The 18,175-nt window shown below is 60.6% G+C and carries 15 protein-coding genes; 10 read left to right on the top strand and 5 right to left on the bottom strand.

Features of this window, described 5'->3' with window-relative positions:
* The first annotated feature begins 20 nt into the window (after nucleotides 1-20).
* From ASD36_RS27020 to ASD36_RS27035, 4 genes are all read left to right on the top strand, one after another.
* Nucleotides 21-1,040 carry a zinc-binding alcohol dehydrogenase family protein gene (locus ASD36_RS27020; protein ID WP_060502488.1) on the top strand — a complete coding sequence of 340 codons (1,020 nt, stop codon included), beginning with the start codon at nucleotides 21-23 and terminating at the stop codon, nucleotides 1,038-1,040.
* Nucleotides 1,041-1,279: 239 nt separating this feature from the next.
* Complete coding sequence (phaZ, locus tag ASD36_RS27025) at nucleotides 1,280-2,554, top strand: polyhydroxyalkanoate depolymerase (RefSeq protein WP_060502487.1); 1,275 nt, start codon at nucleotides 1,280-1,282, stop codon at nucleotides 2,552-2,554.
* Between the two features lie 143 nt (nucleotides 2,555-2,697).
* The gene (locus tag ASD36_RS27030; RefSeq protein ID WP_060502486.1) at nucleotides 2,698-3,126 is read left to right on the top strand and encodes a DUF2852 domain-containing protein; all 429 of its coding nucleotides are present in this window, start codon (nucleotides 2,698-2,700) and stop codon (nucleotides 3,124-3,126) included.
* A gap of 120 nt (nucleotides 3,127-3,246) precedes the next feature.
* A complete protein-coding gene (locus tag ASD36_RS27035; RefSeq protein WP_060502831.1) occupies nucleotides 3,247-4,005 on the top strand; it encodes a M48 family metallopeptidase in 759 nt (252 codons plus the stop codon).
* Between the two features lie 12 nt (nucleotides 4,006-4,017).
* Here ASD36_RS27035 and ASD36_RS27040 read toward each other — a convergent pair whose 3' ends face one another.
* On the bottom strand, nucleotides 4,018-4,218 hold the full coding sequence (locus ASD36_RS27040; protein WP_060502830.1) for a YqaE/Pmp3 family membrane protein: 201 nt from the start codon (nucleotides 4,216-4,218) through the stop codon (nucleotides 4,018-4,020).
* 132 nt (nucleotides 4,219-4,350) lie between these two features.
* Between ASD36_RS27040 and ASD36_RS27045 the strand changes: the two genes are divergently transcribed.
* From ASD36_RS27045 to ASD36_RS27070, 6 genes are all read left to right on the top strand, one after another.
* Nucleotides 4,351-5,031, top strand: coding sequence for a phosphoribosylanthranilate isomerase (locus ASD36_RS27045; protein ID WP_060502829.1), 681 nt, complete (start codon nucleotides 4,351-4,353; stop codon nucleotides 5,029-5,031).
* Nucleotides 5,028-6,248 (top strand): tryptophan synthase subunit beta, encoded by a 1,221-nt coding sequence (trpB, locus tag ASD36_RS27050; protein WP_060502485.1) that lies wholly within the window; start codon nucleotides 5,028-5,030, stop codon nucleotides 6,246-6,248. Before ASD36_RS27045 ends, trpB begins: the two co-directional genes overlap by 4 nt.
* A 4-nt stretch (nucleotides 6,249-6,252) precedes the next feature.
* Nucleotides 6,253-7,092: a tryptophan synthase subunit alpha gene (trpA, locus tag ASD36_RS27055; protein WP_060502484.1), complete on the top strand. Its 840-nt coding sequence runs from the start codon at nucleotides 6,253-6,255 to the stop codon at nucleotides 7,090-7,092.
* 50 nt (nucleotides 7,093-7,142) lie between these two features.
* Entirely contained in the window at nucleotides 7,143-8,057 is a 915-nt protein-coding gene (accD, locus tag ASD36_RS27060; protein ID WP_060502483.1) for an acetyl-CoA carboxylase, carboxyltransferase subunit beta, read from the top strand.
* A gap of 127 nt (nucleotides 8,058-8,184) precedes the next feature.
* A complete protein-coding gene (locus ASD36_RS27065; RefSeq protein WP_060502482.1) occupies nucleotides 8,185-9,528 on the top strand; it encodes a folylpolyglutamate synthase/dihydrofolate synthase family protein in 1,344 nt (447 codons plus the stop codon).
* Between the two features lie 43 nt (nucleotides 9,529-9,571).
* Nucleotides 9,572-10,201: a GNAT family N-acetyltransferase gene (locus tag ASD36_RS27070; RefSeq protein ID WP_060502481.1), complete on the top strand. Its 630-nt coding sequence runs from the start codon at nucleotides 9,572-9,574 to the stop codon at nucleotides 10,199-10,201.
* A gap of 58 nt (nucleotides 10,202-10,259) precedes the next feature.
* Here the strand turns inward: ASD36_RS27070 and trxA are convergent, their stop codons facing one another.
* The 4 genes from trxA to ASD36_RS27090 all read right to left on the bottom strand — a co-directional run bounded on the left by trxA (nucleotide 10,260) and on the right by ASD36_RS27090 (nucleotide 18,154).
* A complete protein-coding gene (gene trxA / locus ASD36_RS27075; protein WP_037097525.1) occupies nucleotides 10,260-10,583 on the bottom strand; it encodes a thioredoxin in 324 nt (107 codons plus the stop codon).
* A gap of 90 nt (nucleotides 10,584-10,673) precedes the next feature.
* On the bottom strand, nucleotides 10,674-14,234 hold the full coding sequence (addA, locus tag ASD36_RS27080; protein WP_060502828.1) for a double-strand break repair helicase AddA: 3,561 nt from the start codon (nucleotides 14,232-14,234) through the stop codon (nucleotides 10,674-10,676).
* Nucleotides 14,224-17,415: a double-strand break repair protein AddB gene (gene addB / locus ASD36_RS27085; protein ID WP_060502480.1), complete on the bottom strand. Its 3,192-nt coding sequence runs from the start codon at nucleotides 17,413-17,415 to the stop codon at nucleotides 14,224-14,226. Before addB ends, addA begins: the two co-directional genes overlap by 11 nt.
* A gap of 4 nt (nucleotides 17,416-17,419) precedes the next feature.
* On the bottom strand, nucleotides 17,420-18,154 hold the full coding sequence (locus ASD36_RS27090; protein ID WP_060502827.1) for a nucleotidyltransferase family protein: 735 nt from the start codon (nucleotides 18,152-18,154) through the stop codon (nucleotides 17,420-17,422).
* Nucleotides 18,155-18,175: the final 21 nt, after the last annotated feature.

Raw genomic sequence — 18,175 nt, forward strand, 5'->3', positions numbered from 1 at the left:
ACTGCAAGGAACTGCCTGCCATGAAAGCGGCTATCTGCCCGGAACCCGGGCGCCTGGATATCATCGACAGACCAGCGCCGGGCGCGCCGCCAAAAGGCTGGGCGCGGCTGGCGGTCAGCCATGTCGGCATCTGCGGCACCGACTATCATATTTTCGAGGGCAAACATCCCTATCTCGAATATCCCCGGATCATGGGGCATGAAATCTCGGCAACGGTGATCGAATCCGGCGAAGGAGTTTCGCTGACACCGGGCACGGCCGTCATCGTCAATCCGTATCTTTCGTGCGGGACCTGCGTCGCCTGCCGCAAGGACAAGCCGAACTGCTGCACCGCAATCAAGGTTCTGGGCGTGCATACGGATGGCGCGCTCTGCGAGGAAATCCTCGTCCCCGAAACCAATCTTTATCCGGCTGGCGATCTTTCGCTGGAAGCGGCGGCAACTGTTGAGTTCCTGGCCATCGGTGCCCATGCGGTTCGACGCTCGCTGGTGCCTGCCGGGTCACGGGCTCTGGTCATCGGCGCTGGGCCGATTGGCCTCGGCACTGCGCTGTTCTCCCGCATCGCCGGCCATCAGGTCACGTTGCTCGATGCCAGCGCCGAGCGTTTGCAGATGGCCGAAGAACGGTTGGGTTTTGCGGAAGGAATATTGGCCGGGGATGGCGCTTTGGACGCCGTATTGTCGGTCACAGGTGGCGACGGTTTCGATGTTGTCTTCGACGCCACCGGCTTTGGCGGTTCGATGGAGAAATCCTTCTCGTTCGTTGCCCACGGTGGCTGTCTGGTTTTCGTCAGCGTCGTGAAGGACGACATCCGCTTCTCCGATCCCGAATTTCACAAGCGAGAAATGATGCTGGTCGGCAGCCGCAATGCCACCCGGCAGGATTTCGAGCATGTGGCGGCATCCATCCGTGCCGGGCATGTTCCGGTCTCCTCGCTGATCACACATCGGACAACTCTGGACGCCGTCGTCACCGACCTGCCACGCTGGGCGCATGAAAAGGCCGGACTGATCAAAGCTGTGGTCAAGGTTTCCTCTTAGCCAAATGGTTGAGCGATGCGGTCTCTCGCGTCGATAGTCTCGGGCAAGCACCTTTACTTACTATCAAGTCCTCTGTGGCAGGCTGAACCTTGTCACAGAAGCGTTGCGGCATATTTATTGCGTCGCACAAGAAAAGTGCTAGTGTCGGCCTCGCTTGCGGACACGAACAAGAAGAATTGCAAGGTTGCGTCCGGTTGGGAGCGGCGTTGTCGTTTACGGTAACAAGGAGAACGCTTCCAATGTTCTACCAGCTTTACGAATTGAACCATGCAATGATGGCCCCCTGGCGCGCTGCGGCCGACGCCATGCGGCTGGCCTATGCCAATCCGCTCAATCCTATTTCACATACCTATATGGGCAGGGCGGCCGCTGCCGGTCTCGAAGTCTTCGAACGCACAACGCGCCGCTACGGCAAGCCGGAGTTCGGCCTGCCCGAAACCGTTGTCGATGGAGTCCCGGTTGCGGTGCGGGAACGGATCATCTGGCGCGAGCCGTTCTGTAATCTTATCCATTTCCAGCGCGCGTTACCGAAGGGCCGGGCATCCGATCCCAAGGTTCTGATCGTCGCGCCGATGTCCGGCCACTACGCCACGCTGCTGCGCGGTACCGTCGAAGCGCTGTTGCCGCAGTCGGATATCTACATCACCGACTGGATCGATGCCCGCACGGTGCCGTTGACCGAAGGGACGTTCGATCTCGACGATTACATCGACTACGTCATCCAGATGCTGCATTTCCTTGGGCCTGACACCCATGTTATCGCCGTCTGTCAGCCGGCGGTGCCGGTGCTGGCGGCAGTTGCTTTGATGGAAGCCAATGACGATCCGCTGTCGCCGTCTTCGATGACGCTGATGGGTGGGCCGATCGATACGCGCATCAACCCGACAGCAGTCAATCAGCTCGCCAAGGACAAGCCACTCAAGTGGTTCCGCGATAATGTGGTGATGCCGGTGCCGTTTCCGCAGGCGGGTTTCATGCGTCCGGTCTATCCGGGCTTCCTGCAGTTGTCCGGCTTCATGTCGATGAACCTCGACCGCCACCTGACAGCCACCAAGGATTTCTTCGAACATCTCGTCAAGAACGACGGCGACGCTGCCGAAAAGCACCGCGATTTCTATGATGAATATATGGCGGTGATGGATCTGACGGCGGAATTCTACCTGCAGACCGTCGAAACCGTCTTCATGCGCCATGCGCTGCCGAAGGGCGAGATGATGCATCGGGGCCAGCGGGTGGATACGACGGCGATCCGGAAAGTGGCCCTTTTGACGGTCGAAGGCGAGAACGACGATATTTCCGGCGTTGGCCAGACGCAGGCGGCGCAGACGATCTGTACCAATATCCCCGACAGTATGCGCCTGCACTACATGCAGCCGGATGTTGGCCATTATGGTGTTTTCAACGGTTCGCGTTTCCGCCGCGAAATCGCACCGCGCATCGCCGCGTTCCAACGCGAACATGCCCGCAGCGCCAAGCCGGTACGCCGGGTCATCAAGGGCGGCAAAACCGCCTGAGCGCATAGCATATCGATTTCATGGATGGATATCAGAGGCTTGCCGGATTTTGCGGACAATTGTCTTGTACACCGCTGGGCCTCTTCCCATCTCGTAATAAGCGGGCCCAAGGAGAGGCCCACTTTTAGCGAGGACTTCTGAACATGAACCAATCTGCATTGATCCGTCCTGACTGGACGCCAGCGACCATTGCCATGATGGTGCTCGGTTTCGTGATTTTCTGGCCGCTTGGGCTTGCCATGCTTGCCTATATCCTGTTCGGCGAACGGCTGAAGGGCTTCAAGAGGGATGCCAACAACAGCGTCGATGGCTTCTGCTCGTCCTTCAAGCGCAAAAGCCAGCGTTATGGCCGTCCGAACTTCGGCACCGGCAATGTCGCCTTCGACGACTGGCGCGATGCCGAGCTCGCCCGCCTTGACGAGGAACGCCGCAAGCTCGACGAAATGCGCGAACAGTTCGACGACTACGCCCGCGAACTTCGCCGCGCCAAGGATCAGGAAGAGTTCGACCGCTTCATGCGCGATCGCAATTCCGGCGGTTCAGGCTCGGTCCCGGGCTTCCCGGCCAATTGATCGGGTCATCCGCAAAACAAACAAAACCGGCATCCGCAAAGGTGCCGGTTTTTCTTTTCTATGCGGTCTTGCTTGTTCAGGATCATGCGTCCTTCAAACGAATCGGTTATCAAGACACTCATGTTCTCCCTGCTTCGAAAGCCGCGTCAGCCCAAATCCCCGCCGCCACCGGTGACGCGGACGATTGACGTTGCCGGCAAGGTGATGCCGTTGACCATTCGCCAGAATGCGCGGGCAACACGGATGACCTTGCGTATCGAACCGGGTGGCCGCGCCTTGAAGATGACCATTCCGGCCGGATTGCCTGAGCGCGAGATCAACGCTTTTCTCGATCGCCATCAGGGATGGCTGATGACCAAGCTTGCCCGGTTTTCCGGCGAGAGTGTTCTGGAAGAGGGGGGCACTATTCTGTTGCGCGGCGTTGCCCACCGGATCGAGCGGACTGGCAAGCTGCGCGGATTGACGGAAGCCGTAACCATTGATGACGAACCGGTTTTGCTCGTCAGCGGTGCCGAGGAGCACCTACGCCGCCGGATTGCGGATTTCCTGAAGAAGGAAGCCCGCAAGGATCTGGAGCGTCTGGTGTCGGTTTATGCCCGGATGGTCGGCCGCAAGGTGAAATCGCTGAGCTTCAAGGATACCCGTAGCCGCTGGGGCTCCTGCGCCGCCGATGGTGCCCTGAGCTTTTCCTGGCGCATCGTCATGGCGCCGCCGAAAGTGATCGACTATCTCGCCGCCCATGAAGTCTCGCATCTGCGCGAGATGAACCATGGGCCGGACTTCTGGGATTTGTGTGAAGAGCTTTGCCCGGCGATGGACGATGCCAAGCGCTGGCTGAAGCGCAATGGCACGATGCTGCATGCAATCGACTTCGATTGAGCCCGTGTGGCCTTAGCGCCGGTACTGGCTGCCCAGCGCTTCCCTGATCTTCTCGTCGGTCTTGTACTGGCTGAGCGCATAGACCGACCAGATCGCGGCTGGAATCCAGCCGATCAGCGTAATCTGCAGAATCAGGCAGACAATGCCGGCAATCGGCCGGCCGATGGTGAAAAACTGAAGCCAGGGCAGGATGAGGGCAAGCAGAAGGCGCATGATGGTCTCCGTGATCGTCAAACGCGATATGGGTCCACCATCCTGCATATGCAATGGTGGAAGCCCGTTCACGCCGCCTTTTGCCGTGTTTTGCGCTCGACTCCGACGGAATTTCATGTCAGTTCGCTGTGCATGAAAACGGAAGTCAAAATTTGCGGACTGAAGACTGAAGAGGCCGTGGATCGGGCCGTGGCGCTCGGTGCGGGCTACACGGGTTTCATCTTCTTTCCGAAGAGCCCGCGTAATATCGAGCCTGATGATGCCGGCCGGCTAGCTGAGCGCATTCGAGGCAAGGCGAAGATCGTCGCGGTCACCGTCGATGCGGATAATGACGATCTAGACGAAATCGTCTCGGCGCTGTCGCCGGACATTCTCCAGCTTCACGGCAACGAAAGCCCCGAGCGTGTCCTGAACGTCAAGGCGGTCTACGGATTGCCGGTCATCAAGGCGCTGTCCATTCGCGACGCTGATGATCTGAAGCGGATCGAACCCTATATAGGGATTGCCGATCGCTTTCTGTTCGACGCCAAGCCGCCGAAAGGCTCCGATCTGCCGGGTGGCAACGGTGTGTCTTTCGACTGGAAGCTTCTCGATACGCTTGACGCAAGCGTCGATTACATGCTTTCCGGTGGCTTGAACGCGGAGAATATCGGTGAAGCCCTGGCTTTGACCGGCGCTAAGGCCATTGATACGTCCTCCGGTGTCGAAAGCGCGCCGGGTGTCAAGGATCTGGGCCGCATGGAAGAATTTTTCGATGCCATCGCCCGCGCGGAAGCGGATATGGCCGGAGCATCGGCAGGGAGAAGCAAGTGAACGAGACGCCAAACCTGAATTCGTTCAAGACCGGACCCGACGAGGATGGCCGCTTCGGCATTTTCGGCGGCCGTTTCGTTGCCGAAACCCTGATGCCCTTGATCCTCGACCTGCAGGACGAGTGGAACAAGGCGAAAACCGATCCGGAATTTCAGGCTGAGCTGAAACATCTCGGCGCCCATTATATCGGCCGCCCCAGTCCACTTTATTTCGCTGAGCGCCTGACGGCCGAGCTTGGCGGCGCCAAGATCTACTTCAAGCGCGAAGAGCTCAACCATACCGGTTCGCACAAGATCAACAATTGCATCGGCCAGATCCTGCTCGCCAAGCGCATGGGCAAGACCCGCATCATTGCCGAAACCGGTGCAGGCCAGCATGGCGTGGCCTCCGCCACTGTTGCTGCTCGCTTCGGTCTTCCTTGCGTCGTCTATATGGGCGCCACCGATGTCGAGCGTCAGGCGCCGAACGTCTTCCGCATGAAGCTGCTCGGCGCTGAGGTCAAGCCGGTGACGGCTGGTTCCGGCACGTTGAAGGACGCGATGAACGAGGCGCTGCGCGACTGGGTCACCAATGTCGACGACACCTATTATCTGATCGGCACGGCAGCTGGCCCGCATCCCTATCCGGAAATGGTGCGCGATTTCCAGGCCGTGATCGGCACGGAGGCCCGCGCGCAGATGCTGGAAGCCGAAGGCCGCCTGCCGGATCTGGTTGTCGCGGCTGTCGGTGGCGGATCGAATGCGATCGGCATCTTCCATCCGTTCCTGGACGATGAATCTGTCAAGATCGTTGGCGTCGAGGCTGGTGGCAAGGGGCTGGAAGGCGACGAGCATTGCGCATCGATCACGGCCGGATCGCCGGGCGTGCTGCATGGCAATCGCACCTATCTGCTGCAGGACAGCGACGGGCAGATCAAGGAAGGCCATTCGATTTCGGCCGGCCTCGATTATCCCGGCATCGGCCCGGAACATTCCTGGCTCGCCGATATCGGCCGCGTCGAATATGTGCCGATCATGGACCACGAGGCATTGGAAGCCTTCCAGACGCTGACGCGCCTCGAAGGCATCATTCCAGCGTTGGAGCCGAGCCACGCGATCGCCGAAGTGATCAAGCGCGCGCCCAAAATGCGCAAGGACGAGATCATCCTGATGAACCTCTCCGGCCGCGGCGACAAGGATATCTTCACCGTCGGAAAACTGCTTGGAATGGGGCTGTAACAGCATGACCGCACGCATGGACAAACGATTTGCCGATCTGGCAGCCGAAGGCCGGCCGGCGCTGGTCACCTATTTCATGGCAGGCGATCCGGATTTCGAGACGTCGCTGGCGATCATGAAGGCGCTGCCGTCGGCCGGTTCCGATATTATCGAGCTCGGCATGCCCTTTTCTGATCCGATGGCCGACGGCCCGGCAATCCAGCTGGCCGGTCAGCGCGCCCTGAAGGGCGGCCAGACGCTGGTCAAGACGCTGGAAATCGCCCGCCGTTTCCGCGCCGACGACCAGGACACGCCGATCGTTCTGATGGGGTACTACAACCCGATCTATATCCACGGCGTCGACCGTTTTCTCGACGATGCGCTGGAAGCGGGTATCGACGGCCTGATCGTCGTCGACCTGCCGCCGGAAATGGATGACGAGCTGTGCATCCCGGCGTTGAAGAAGGATATCAACTTCATTCGCCTGGCAACACCGACCACCGACGACAAGCGGTTGCCGAAGGTTCTCGAAAATACCTCCGGTTTCGTCTATTATGTCTCGATGAACGGTATCACCGGCTCGGCTCTGCCGGATCCCGCCCTCATCGGCGGTGCCGTGCAGCGGATCAAGGGGCACACGAAACTTCCGGTCTGTGTCGGCTTTGGCGTCAAGACGGCTGAACATGCCCGCGCCATTGGCGCGTCGGCGGATGGTGTTGTTGTTGGCACCGCCATCGTCAACCAGGTGGCGTCCAGCCTGACCGAGGACGGACACTCAACAGGGGCAACGGTGCCAGGCGTGGAAACGCTGGTTCGTGGCCTCGCAGCCGGCGTTCGTTCCGCGAAACTTGTCGCGGCCGAATAAATGCCCATATTCTGGGCCACGACCGGTTTTGACTATTCAGGAGTTTGGATTTGAACTGGATCACAAATTACGTTCGACCGAAGATCAACTCGATGCTCGGCCGCCGGGAAGTTCCGGAAAATCTCTGGATCAAATGCCCGGAAACCGGCGAGATGGTGTTTCACCGCGATCTCGAGGAAAACAAGTGGGTCATCCCCGCCTCTGGCTTCCATATGAAGATGCCGGCCAAGGCGCGGTTGAAGGACCTGTTCGATGATGGCGTCTACGAGGCCCTGCCGCAGCCGAAGGTGGCGCAGGACCCGCTGAAGTTCCGCGATTCGAAGAAATATGTCGATCGCCTGCGTGACAGCCGGATCAAGACTGATCTGGAAGACACGATCGTCGCCGGTGTTGGCCGCTGCCGCGGCGTCAAGCTGGTTGGCGTCGTGCACGAATTCAACTTCATGGGCGGCTCGCTCGGCATGGCTGCCGGGGAAGCGATCGTCAAGGCATTCGAAAAGGCCATCGCTGAAAAGTGCCCGCTGGTGATCTTCCCGGCTTCGGGCGGCGCCCGCATGCAGGAAGGCATCCTTTCGCTGATGCAGCTGCCGCGCACGACCGTTGCGGTGCAGATGCTCAAGGAAGCAGGCCTCCCCTATATCGTCGTGCTGACAAACCCGACCACGGGTGGCGTCACGGCATCCTATGCCATGCTGGGCGATCTGCATCTGGCCGAGCCGGGTGCTGAAATCTGCTTTGCCGGCAAGCGCGTCATCGAGCAGACCATTCGCGAAAAGCTGCCGGAAGGTTTCCAGACCTCGGAATACCTGATGGAACACGGCATGATCGACATGGTGGTCAAGCGTCACGATATTCCAGACACGCTGGCTCGCGTGCTGAAAATCCTGACGAAGAAGCCGGTGGATGCTGCAAAGCTCAACGGCAGTGCAGCGCTTGCCGCCATTCCAATGGCAGCCAGCGCCTGAGTTGCCACGCGTAGGGCGGTCGGGATTGACCGGTCGCCCGCAAGCTATTTAAATCATTTGAGATTGGCGCGTCTTGAGCGCGCTTGAATGCGCGCCCGGCGCTCCAGCGGCAGTTGGAGGAGCGGTGATGACGGCGGTACAGGTCTCTGAAGCGGGGCAGGAAATCGACAAGCTGCTGGCGCTTCATCCGAAGGGCTTCGATCTTTCGCTTGACCGGATCACCCGGCTTCTCGATGTGCTTGGCAATCCGCAGGACAGGCTACCGCCGGTCATTCATGTTGCCGGCACCAATGGCAAGGGGTCGGTCACGGCCTTTTCCCGCGCCATCCTTGAGGCCGCCGGCCTCAGCGTCCACGTCCATACATCGCCGCATCTGGTCAATTGGCACGAGCGTTATCGTCTCGGCAAAAAAGGCGAACGCGGCGCGCTGGTCAGCGATGCCGTCTTGGCCGATGCCGTTCGCCGTGTCGGCGAAGCCAATGCCGGGCAAAAAATCACCGTTTTCGAAATTCTCACAGCCGTCACCTTCGTATTGTTTGCGGAGCATCCGGCCGACGTCGTCATCATCGAAGTTGGCCTCGGCGGACGTTTCGATGCGACCAATGTCATCAAGGCGCCGGCCGTTTCCGTGATCATGCCGATCTCGCTCGATCATCAGGCCTACCTCGGCGATCGCGTCGAATTGATTGCTGCCGAAAAGGCCGGGATCATGAAGCGCGGCTGCCCGGTGGTGATCGGTCATCAGGAAGAAGACACCGCGCGGGATGTTCTGATCTCGATTGCCGAACGGCTGAAATGCCCCCTCTCGGTCTATGGGCAGGACTTTATGGCCCATGAGGAATTCGGACGTCTGGTCTATCAGGATGAATTCGGTCTGGCCGACCTGCCGGTACCGCGTCTGCCCGGGCGCCATCAATACGCCAATGCGGCTGCCGCCATCCGGGCAGTGAAAGCTGCCGGGTTCGATATCTCCGATACTGTCATCGATAAAGGTTTGACCACTGTTGAATGGCCTGGCCGCCTGCAGCGCTTGACAGAAGGCAATCTGGCGCGTCTGGCGCCGGAAGGGTCGGAAATCTGGGTTGATGGCGGGCACAATCCCGGCGCCGGTCAGGTTATCGCCGAAACCATGGCCAATCTGGAAGAGCGAGACCCGAGGCCGCTGTTCATGATTATCGGCATGATCAATACAAAGGATCCGGCCGGGTATTTCCAGGCCTTCAAGGGGCTCGCCGAACAGGTGTTTACCGTGCCGATTCGCGGTTCCGATGCGGGCATTGACCCGGTGGCGCTCGCCGATGATGCAGCATCGGCCGGATTTGAAGCCGGAGCTATGTCTTCGGTTGCCGAGGCGCTGGCCGCGATCACGGCAATGTTCGATGACGATCCGGTCGCGCCGCGTATCCTGATCGGTGGCTCGCTCTATCTGGTTGGCGATGTTCTGGCCGACAATGGTACACCGCCGAAATAAAGCGGCGGCGCCACCATTCTGAATTTTTGAACAGAGAAGATGAATGCGCGACAAGAATCCTGAACTGCCAGAGGGCTATTCGCCTGTGCCGGCCGGCAAGGTTGCCAATGTGGTGACATTTCTGGAGATGCGTCAGCGTCCGGCGGAAATGGCTGATTTGCCGGAACTGCCACTGACGCTGATGCGCCTCGGCCCTGAGAATCTGGATATCTACCGGCGGCTGTTTCGCGAGGTCGGCGAGGATTGGCTATGGGGCTCGATGCTTGATGTCAGCGATGAGGACGTGCGCGGCATTCTCGCCAATCCGTCAATGGAGACCTATTCGTTACGCGACGGTGGCCGTGATGTCGGCCTGCTCGAACTCGATTTCCGCGTGTCCGGCGAATGCGAAGTGGTCTATTTCGGCGTGATCAAAGATGCGATCGGCAAGGGTACGGGACGCCTTCTGATGAACCAGGCGATTACCAAGGCCTGGGCGCATCCAATAAATCGGTTCTGGCTGCACACCTGCACGTTCGATCATCCGGCCGCCGTCGGCTTCTATCAGCGCTCCGGCTTCAAGCCTTACAAGCTGATGGTCGAGGTCCACGATGATCCGCGTCTGACAGGCCTGCTGCCGAAAACCGCCGCACCACACGTTCCATTGCTGGAACCTGCAACCGGCGCTGAATGATCTGATAAACGAAAAAAGCCCGGTTTCCCGGGCTTTTTGATTCCACTTGGAATTTCACTTACGCAGCAGCGTTGGAAATCCACGAGGTCAGGGCTGTCTTCGGTGCGGCGCCAACCTTGATGTCGGCAACTTCGCCGGCCTTGAACATGGCAAGTGTCGGGATCGAGCGAACGCCATACTGGGCGGCGATTTCCGGGTTCTCGTCGATGTTGACCTTGGCAACCTTGACCTTACCGGCCAATTCAACAGAAATTTCTTCCAGGCTCGGAGCGATCATCTTGCACGGGCCGCACCATTCGGCCCAGAAATCAACGATGACAGGCTCGACGGAGTTCAGGACTTCGTCCTGAAAATTGGAAGTATCGACTTTTACGGTAGCCATAGGCTGCTCCTTGGTTTCGAAATCGGCGTTCTTCGAACGGTTACCCATCATGTGATGGTTGAGCGTCAGCTTTTCAATCCCATTCCTATCTCACTTTGTCGCGAGGTCCACAAGACTCCTGTCCAGCATCGCCTCCGGCAGCGCGAGAACGGTGGGACCTCCGGTATAAATCAGAGCACATTGAATGTTGTGATCAGGATAGAGCGGCTGCAGCAGCGCGCGATAAATGGCCAGCTGGGCGCGGTAAACGAAAGGGATGGCTTCAGCGGAGGCGGGAATCTCGCGATTGGTCTTGAAATCAGCAATGATGATGGTGTTTGCCGATACTGCCAGCCGGTCGATCCGGCCCGACACCGCAAAGTCCCTGGCGCCGAGTTTGAGTGTGCCCATGACAGACACCTCCGCCCGGCTGCCTTCGGAAAACAGTTCGGCGAGTTCCGGGTGATCGATCACCCTCAACACCGATTCGGTCAATGCTTGCCGTTGCGGGGCGGACCAGCGCGGCACCGAGCGAAGCAGGTAACGTTCCGCTGCTGCCCGCCGTTCTTCCGGTGCGATCGACGGCAGCACCTGCAGGAACCGGTGCAGGATCGCTCCGCGCAGTAGTGACGTATCGGCGCCGGGCTTTTGCGAGAACAGGGCTGAGCCGACGACAGCTCCGCTATCCTCCTCATCGATCACCGCACCTGCGCCGGAAGGACTGAGGGGCCGGGGCAGATGCTTTTGCGGCGGCAACGGCTGCAACAGCGCCGGCGGCAGGCCGACGCGTTGAACCTCAACGGTTTCCCCGTCCTGTTCCTGCATTTGCAGGTCCCGGCCGGACGCGGAAACCTGCCAGCGATAACCGGTCCACTCCTGATCGCTGGCGGCAAATGTCATTGGTGCACTGCGGCCGCGCTCATCGGCGGAAAGGCTGGCGGTAACCATGGCATGCCAGCTTTCGGGATTGGCGCGTTTGCCCTGATAGCCACAGACGATCAGCCGGTCGGCGGCGCGCGTCATGCCGACATAGAGCAGCCGGCGGTATTCTTCCTCGGCCGCTGTTTTCAGCCGGTCGGTGTCCGCATCCACCAGCGCATTCGATGTGGCGCCCGGCGGGCGCCAGACCGGCAGCGGCATGGCGTGATCGCCCTGCTTGATCATCCTGAGGCCAGAGACATGCTGTGAATTAAAGGCCTTGCCGCCGCCATCGACCAGAAAGACGACCGGCGCTTCCAGGCCTTTGGCGGCGTGGACCGTCATGATGCGGACTTCGTTGCGCTCCTTGTCCTGCTCGCGCTTGACCGTCGGCGCTTCCATTTCCAGGCCGGAAATGAACGCCTGCAGGCCGGGAAGGCCGTTCTTTTCGTGGTCGAGGGCAAAGGTCAGGAACTCGTCGAGGATATCGCTGACCTCACTGCCCAGCCGTCCAAGGTAGGCGGCGCGTCCACCGTCCTGACCCAGAATCTGGGCGTAAAAATCATGAACGGGCAGGGTGCGCGATAGAGCCCTGTAGCGCTGCAGCTTCTGCAGGGCGGGATGATAACCGCTCGCCTCGTCGGCGCCGGAATCCAGAAGGCTTTTCCAGACACTGACGGATGGCAACCTTCCCACGGCCAACGCGGCGATATCGTCTTCGCCAAGGTTGAACAGCGGGCTTTTCAACAGGGCAGCCAGCGACAGGTCATCCTGTGGCAGAAGAACGAAACGGCCGAGCGCCATCAGGTCCTGCACCGCGATGTGGTTGGTCAGCACCAACCGGTCGGCACCGGCAACGGGAATGTTCTGCCGGGTCTTCAGAGCACGGGTCAGCGCATTGACGAACGCGTCGCGCTTGCGCACGAGAACGATGACATCGCCCGGTTGCATCGGCCGTTTGACGCCTTTCTCGATCACCGTTTCCCGGCCGATCCAGTCGGCAAGCACAGCGGCAATGCGCTGCGCCAGAATATTGGCCGGTGCATCTTCGGGCGTTGCGTCGAAGGCTGCTGTCCAGTCGTCTTCCTGAATGCTGTCGGCCGGCGCGATTGCTTCCCAGACCTCAACGAGACCGGGATGGCCGATGCGGTTGGACGCGTGCACCACGGCATCATTGCGGGCGCTGAGGCCACGGGCATGGACCGGATTTTCAAACACGGTATCGACGGCTGAGAGCACATCTTCGGTCGAGCGGAAGGAGAGCTGCAGCCGGATCGGGCTGAAGATCTTGCCGCCATCGCGAACCCGCCGCTCGGTCTCGATGCTCTCATTGGAAAACCGTTCGGGCCGGGCGCCCTGGAACGAGTAGATCGACTGCTTCTCGTCGCCGACGGCAAACATCGTCCGGTTGCCGCCGCGCGCCGTTTCGCCGGAGAAGAAGTCCTCGGCGAGCGACTGGATGATCGTCCATTGTACAGGGCTGGTATCCTGCGCCTCATCGACGAGGATATGATCGATGCCTTGGTCGAGCTTGTAGTGGATCCAGCGGCTGACATCACCGCGTGACAGAAGCGTCGCCGTGCGGTTGATCAGGTCATCGAAATCCAGCTGGCTGCGGCTTTTCTTGATGTCCTCATAGTCGTTGTTCAGCCGGTCGGCGAGCACCAGCGCGGCCTTGGTTGCGTCGAACATCGCAATCAGGTTGAGCCTGTCTATGGCAGCGATGACATGATCGCGGGCAGCATTGACAATGCCCTCCAGATCCGGCGCCTTGTCGCGTATTCCCTTGGACAGGAACGTCGAATCGGCCCTCGGTTTTCCGGACTTGGTGAAGAACAGGTCCTTCAGCGCGTTATAGCGTTGCAGCGGCTCGACGAGCTTGGCGGCTGCGCGCAGGCCATCGGCAAAATCCGTAACCTTGGTGCCACCGCTTGAGAGTGCAATGCCGATGTAACGCTCTAGCGCCGCGCCGTTCAGTCCCTTCAACGGCCAGAAGCCGGCTATTGCTGTTTGCGTTGTTTCATCGGGTTCGAGCCCCAGAGCCAGGCGAAGCGCCGGATCGATGCCGCCCTTGCTGGCGGCATCATCGAGAAACAGTTGGATCGGCGTGCGTTGCGCAACGATCGCCGACAGCAGTTTTTCCAGCCCGGTGTCATCGGCAAGATCGAGCACCGTGGCAAAGGCCTCGGTCAACTCGTGGTCGTCCTCGCTTGCGGTAGCCGTCAGCAGCGCCCGCCGTGCATCGGCCAACAATGTCGCAGAAGCGCGGTCGTCCAGAACGGAAAAATGACCGGCGACATTCGCTTCCAGCGGAAATTGATGCAGCAGGGCTTCGCAGAAAGCGTGGATCGTCTGGATTTTCAGGCCGCCGGGTGTTTCGAGCGCCCGCGCAAACAGGCGGCGGGCTTCCTGGCGTTTCAGAAGATCGGGCCGCTCGCCCTCGATCGCTGCGATCCTGTCGTCCAGGGCGTCATCATCCAGTGTCACCCATTCGGCCAGCCGTTCGAATACCCGGTTCGACATTTCCGACGCCGCCGCCTTGGTATAGGTCAGGCAGAGGATCGCCGAAGGCCGGCAGCCGGAGAGCAGAAGCCGGATAACCCGCTGCGTCAGCACATGCGTCTTGCCCGAGCCGGCATTGGCCGACACCCAGGCGGAGCGGGCGGGGTCGGAAGCGAGCGCCTGTTTGGCTGAGGTCCAGTCGAGCCAGGCCTGCGGCGTCGGCTCGAGCGGGCCGAAATCGTCATCCGTCATTGCTGTCATCCTCGCCTTCCGCCGTTGCCCATTCGGCAACGCGGGCCAGATGGTCGTATTCGCCGCCGTAATCGCGCTCCTTCTGGACGATCAGGCGGGAGGCGAAGCCATATTTGCCGCTCATCAGGGCAGCCAGAAGCCCGGTCAGCTCCTTCAGCGAATCCTCGGCCAATTGCTCGGCCGACTTGTTCTCGACATTGGCGCGCTCCTTGGCATGCTCGTTGTTGACCTCCTGAACGGCAAATCGTTCGCCGGGTTTCAGGCGGACGTAAAGCAGTGATTGCGGATGCTTTGCCCCGGTCTTCTGGAAGGCACCGGCCTTGAGCGCTGCGGCTTCCAGCGCCAGCTGTGGATCCAGCAAGGCGCGAGCCTCGTTGGTCGAGGGATTTGATCCAGTCTTGTAATCGATGATGACAGCGCTGCCATCGCCGAGAATATCGATGCGGTCAGCAATGCCGGTCAGCTTGATGCCGGACACGCCAAGCTCCATCGATGCGTAGAGTTCGGTAAAACTGTTCCGGATATCGGCCTGGCGGCTGATTTCCCAGTCGATAAAGGCCTTGCCGACGGCGGCAAAGCGCGGCCGCCAGACGATGTCGATATGAGCGGGCAGGGCCTGCTCGTTAAAAGCCGCGTCAAGAATCCGGCTCATTTCCTCTTGCGCTTGTGGCGATGCGGCATCCAGCTTCGCACGCACGAACCGCTCGACGATCTTGTGATACAGCGTGCCGCGTTCGGCGGCACCCGGATCGCGGTTGAATGGATCAATCGGCTGCAGGTGCAGGATGCGCCGCGCATAGACGGCATAGGGGTCGCGCCGTAGCCGGCTCACTTCGCTGAAGGAATAGCTGCGCGGCTGGTGCTCTGGCGATGGTTTCGGTTCCGGCCGTTTGGCCAGCGGCTGGGTCACACCCTGATCGAGCATTCCGGCCCATTGCTGATAATCCCGCCCGTTGTCCCGAAGCGTTGCCGCAAACGGCTTGCCGCCGACCGCCAGAAGCCGCTGCAGCCAGCGGGAGGCGACGGTCGGGGTGGCACCCTTGCGCATGGCGCGGGTCAGAATGAGCTTGCGCGTGCCGCAAGCCATCTGGAAATCGTGGGCCAGCTGGCCAATCCGCCGTTCCGGCGGTTCAAGCCCCATTGATGTTTTCATGGTGCGTGACAGGAAGGGATCGTTTGCCGTCTGGCCGGGCCAGGTGCCTTCGTTCATGCCGCCGAGAACGACCAGATCGACGCTTTGAAGGCGGGATTCGAGTGCGCCGAAAATGAACACACGCGGATGACGCATCGAGCGCGGCTTGATCGATTCGCTTGCCGACAAGGCCTCGACAATATCGCCCCATTGCGGCCCGTCTGCCATCAGCTGGCCTTCTGTCTCGATGACGGAGCGCAACTGTGTTGCCAGTGCTTCGCCGGCTTCACCTGACCACAGCCCGGCGAGACTGCCCTGTTCATCGACGGCAACGGCTTCGAGAGCAACCCCGGTTTTTTCGGCCCATTGCGACAGCGGCAAGGCTGCCGTCAGCCCCCTGCCGCTTCTGTGATGGCGCACTAGGGTCCCCGCCAACGGCTCGGCTGCCGCGGCAATGCGCCGGGCAAGATCGCGGGCCTGTTCGATGGCCGCGTCATCGATCTGGCCGCGCCATTCCGGCAGGTGTTTCTTGCCGATTTCGTGCTGCAGCGTCTGATCGAGAAGGGTTTCCAGCTCCGAAATATCGGCGCTGCCAGTGCCGCCGCGCAGCGCCATCAGCTCCAGCGTCGTGGCGGCAGCGTTCATCGCCTCGGCCGAGAGGCCGAAACGGGCGAGCGGATGTTTGAGGAGTGCCACAATCGATACCGGGTCGCCCGGCCGCAACGCTGCTTCAAGCAGCAGACGGGTCAGGCTGCCTGGTCCGGTGGACGAGAGCGGCGTGCCGGCGGAATCGTCGGCCTCGATCCCGAAGCGCATCAGCTCAGTGGCCACGCGACGGGCCAGATCGCGGTCTGGCGTGATCAGCGCCGCCTGGCTGTCATCGTTGCCATGCAGCGCAAGCCGCAAGGCTATTGCGATAGCCGTTGCCTCCTCACGCTCATTGGTCGTTTCGATCAGCGCCGCATCGGAGAACGCAGCGGTTAGCTGAATGGGATCGATATCACCGCGTAGAGCCGTCCAGCCGCTGGTCGCCTGCACCGGCAAAAGGGCATGGGAGATCAGCTCAGCCCGGTAATCGAGATCAGGCTCCGAGTTGCCAAGAACCGAAACGTCCTGACGCGAAACCTCCATGAGCTTCAGCAGGCGGAAGAATCCGTATTGCGGATGGCTGCGGCTGGCCGAATCCGGCCTGCCGGTCAGCGTCCCGGTTTCTGGCGCGATCATCATCCACTCGGCGTCGCTCATCGTCTGGTCGAGGCCGGGAAGGACGATGGTGCCATTGGGAAGTTTCTGGACCGCCGCGATCAGCTTGGCGGTTGCCGGGATCGAGCCGGTGGAGCCGGCAATAATAATCGGACCGGTGACCTTGCCGTTCGCGATCCGCAAGGCTTCGGCCTCAAGGATGGCGTTGCGGTGGCGGGCGGGAGAGGACTGTTTCAGTTCCTCCAGCCGTGCTGGCCAATAGGTGCTGGCAATTTTCAGGAATGCCAGCGTCAGCTGCCACCAGAGTGCATGGTCAGCGTCATCGAGCTTGTCGAGCGCGTTCCAATCCAGCTCTTCCGTCTCCATCGCGTCGATGATTTCGGAGAGATTGCGGGCCAGCCAGATGGCATCGGCAGGGCTTGCCGGAGCGATCAGCGGACTTTCCGCGTGCACGTCGAGCACGGCCTTCGGCAGCTGGTTTCGCCAGGCAAGAATGAGACAGCCGAGCTCGATAAGCCGCGCAATGTTGGGCAAGGGTGGTGCGAGATCGAGGATCGCCGGGATTTCGGCATCGAAGAAGCCACTGTCATCATCGGTTTCGCCGAGCGCCCGGATCATTGGCAGGATCGCCGAGCGCCCACCAAGGCAATCCACCAGTTCAGAGCGCAGCACGCGGGCCGAGCGCCGGGTCGGCACGAAAATGGTGACGCCAGCAAGCGACAGCGGGTCGGCCGTGTCGTAGCGGAAACCCGGAACCAGTTCGCCGGAACACAGCTTCTCGACAACGGTCTTCAGGAAGGGAAGGCCGGGCGGAATGGTGAAGACGTTGGAGACCGCGTCCGTCACGTCATCAGGCTCCTGTTACAAGCTGGCGGATCGCATCTTCGGCCTGGCCGATCGCCTCGGGCGTGCCGACGGTTAGCCAGTGACCATCGAGAACGATGCCGGAAAGCCGGTTCCGGGCGATTGCCCGGTCGAAATAGATATTGAGGTTGAAGGCGTCATCCGGAGCGTCAGCGAAAAGGCCACTGTGCAGCGCGATGGCGCCGGCATAGACGACGGGATTGTCCATACCGTCTTTGTAACGCGACAGTCGCCCTTCTTGATCGAGCGAGAAATCCAGCTTGCCATTGTGTCCGGTCGTATCTTCGTTGCGCACGCAAAGCAGCGCCATGTCCATCGTTTCGGGATCGAAGAAGGATGCGAGCCGTTCGAGATTGGAGGGCGCATCCGACTTTTCTCCGACCCAGAACAGGTCGGCATTCATCACCAGAACCGGCCCCTCCGGCAGAAGCTTCAATCCCTTGGCCAACCCACCACCGGAGTTCATCAGCGCCGCCCGCTCGTCGGAAATCACGATGTTTGGCCGGCTTCGCTCAGCCAGATGCGCTTCCATCCGGTCGGCAAAATGATGGACGTTGACCGCCGCCGTCGTCACGCCTGCAGCCTCCAGAAGATCGAGCACATAGTCGATCATCGGCATGCCTGCGATCGGAACCAACGGTTTCGGCATGGTGTCGGTAATGGGGCGCAGACGGGTTCCAAGCCCCGCGGCAAGCACCATGGCGTTTTCGATGATGGACATGGGCACACGCATTCCGCTGAA

Origin of the sequence: Rhizobium sp. Root1334 (assembly GCF_001426665.1) — a bacterium.
Classification (GTDB): Bacteria; Pseudomonadota; Alphaproteobacteria; order Rhizobiales; family Rhizobiaceae; genus Pararhizobium.

Coding starts and splice junctions, on each gene's coding strand:
- trpA (WP_060502484.1), top strand. CDS start 6,253: ATGACCGCACGCATGGACAAACGATTTGCCGATCTGGCAGCCGAAGGC.
- trxA (WP_037097525.1), bottom strand. CDS start 10,583: ATGGCTACCGTAAAAGTCGATACTTCCAATTTTCAGGACGAAGTCCTG.
- ASD36_RS27090 (WP_060502827.1), bottom strand. CDS start 18,154: ATGTCCATCATCGAAAACGCCATGGTGCTTGCCGCGGGGCTTGGAACC.
- ASD36_RS27045 (WP_060502829.1), top strand. CDS start 4,351: ATGAAAACGGAAGTCAAAATTTGCGGACTGAAGACTGAAGAGGCCGTG.
- ASD36_RS27035 (WP_060502831.1), top strand. CDS start 3,247: ATGTTCTCCCTGCTTCGAAAGCCGCGTCAGCCCAAATCCCCGCCGCCA.
- phaZ (WP_060502487.1), top strand. CDS start 1,280: ATGTTCTACCAGCTTTACGAATTGAACCATGCAATGATGGCCCCCTGG.
- ASD36_RS27070 (WP_060502481.1), top strand. CDS start 9,572: ATGCGCGACAAGAATCCTGAACTGCCAGAGGGCTATTCGCCTGTGCCG.
- ASD36_RS27030 (WP_060502486.1), top strand. CDS start 2,698: ATGAACCAATCTGCATTGATCCGTCCTGACTGGACGCCAGCGACCATT.
- ASD36_RS27065 (WP_060502482.1), top strand. CDS start 8,185: ATGACGGCGGTACAGGTCTCTGAAGCGGGGCAGGAAATCGACAAGCTG.
- ASD36_RS27020 (WP_060502488.1), top strand. CDS start 21: ATGAAAGCGGCTATCTGCCCGGAACCCGGGCGCCTGGATATCATCGAC.
- addA (WP_060502828.1), bottom strand. CDS start 14,234: ATGACGGATGACGATTTCGGCCCGCTCGAGCCGACGCCGCAGGCCTGG.
- ASD36_RS27040 (WP_060502830.1), bottom strand. CDS start 4,218: ATGCGCCTTCTGCTTGCCCTCATCCTGCCCTGGCTTCAGTTTTTCACC.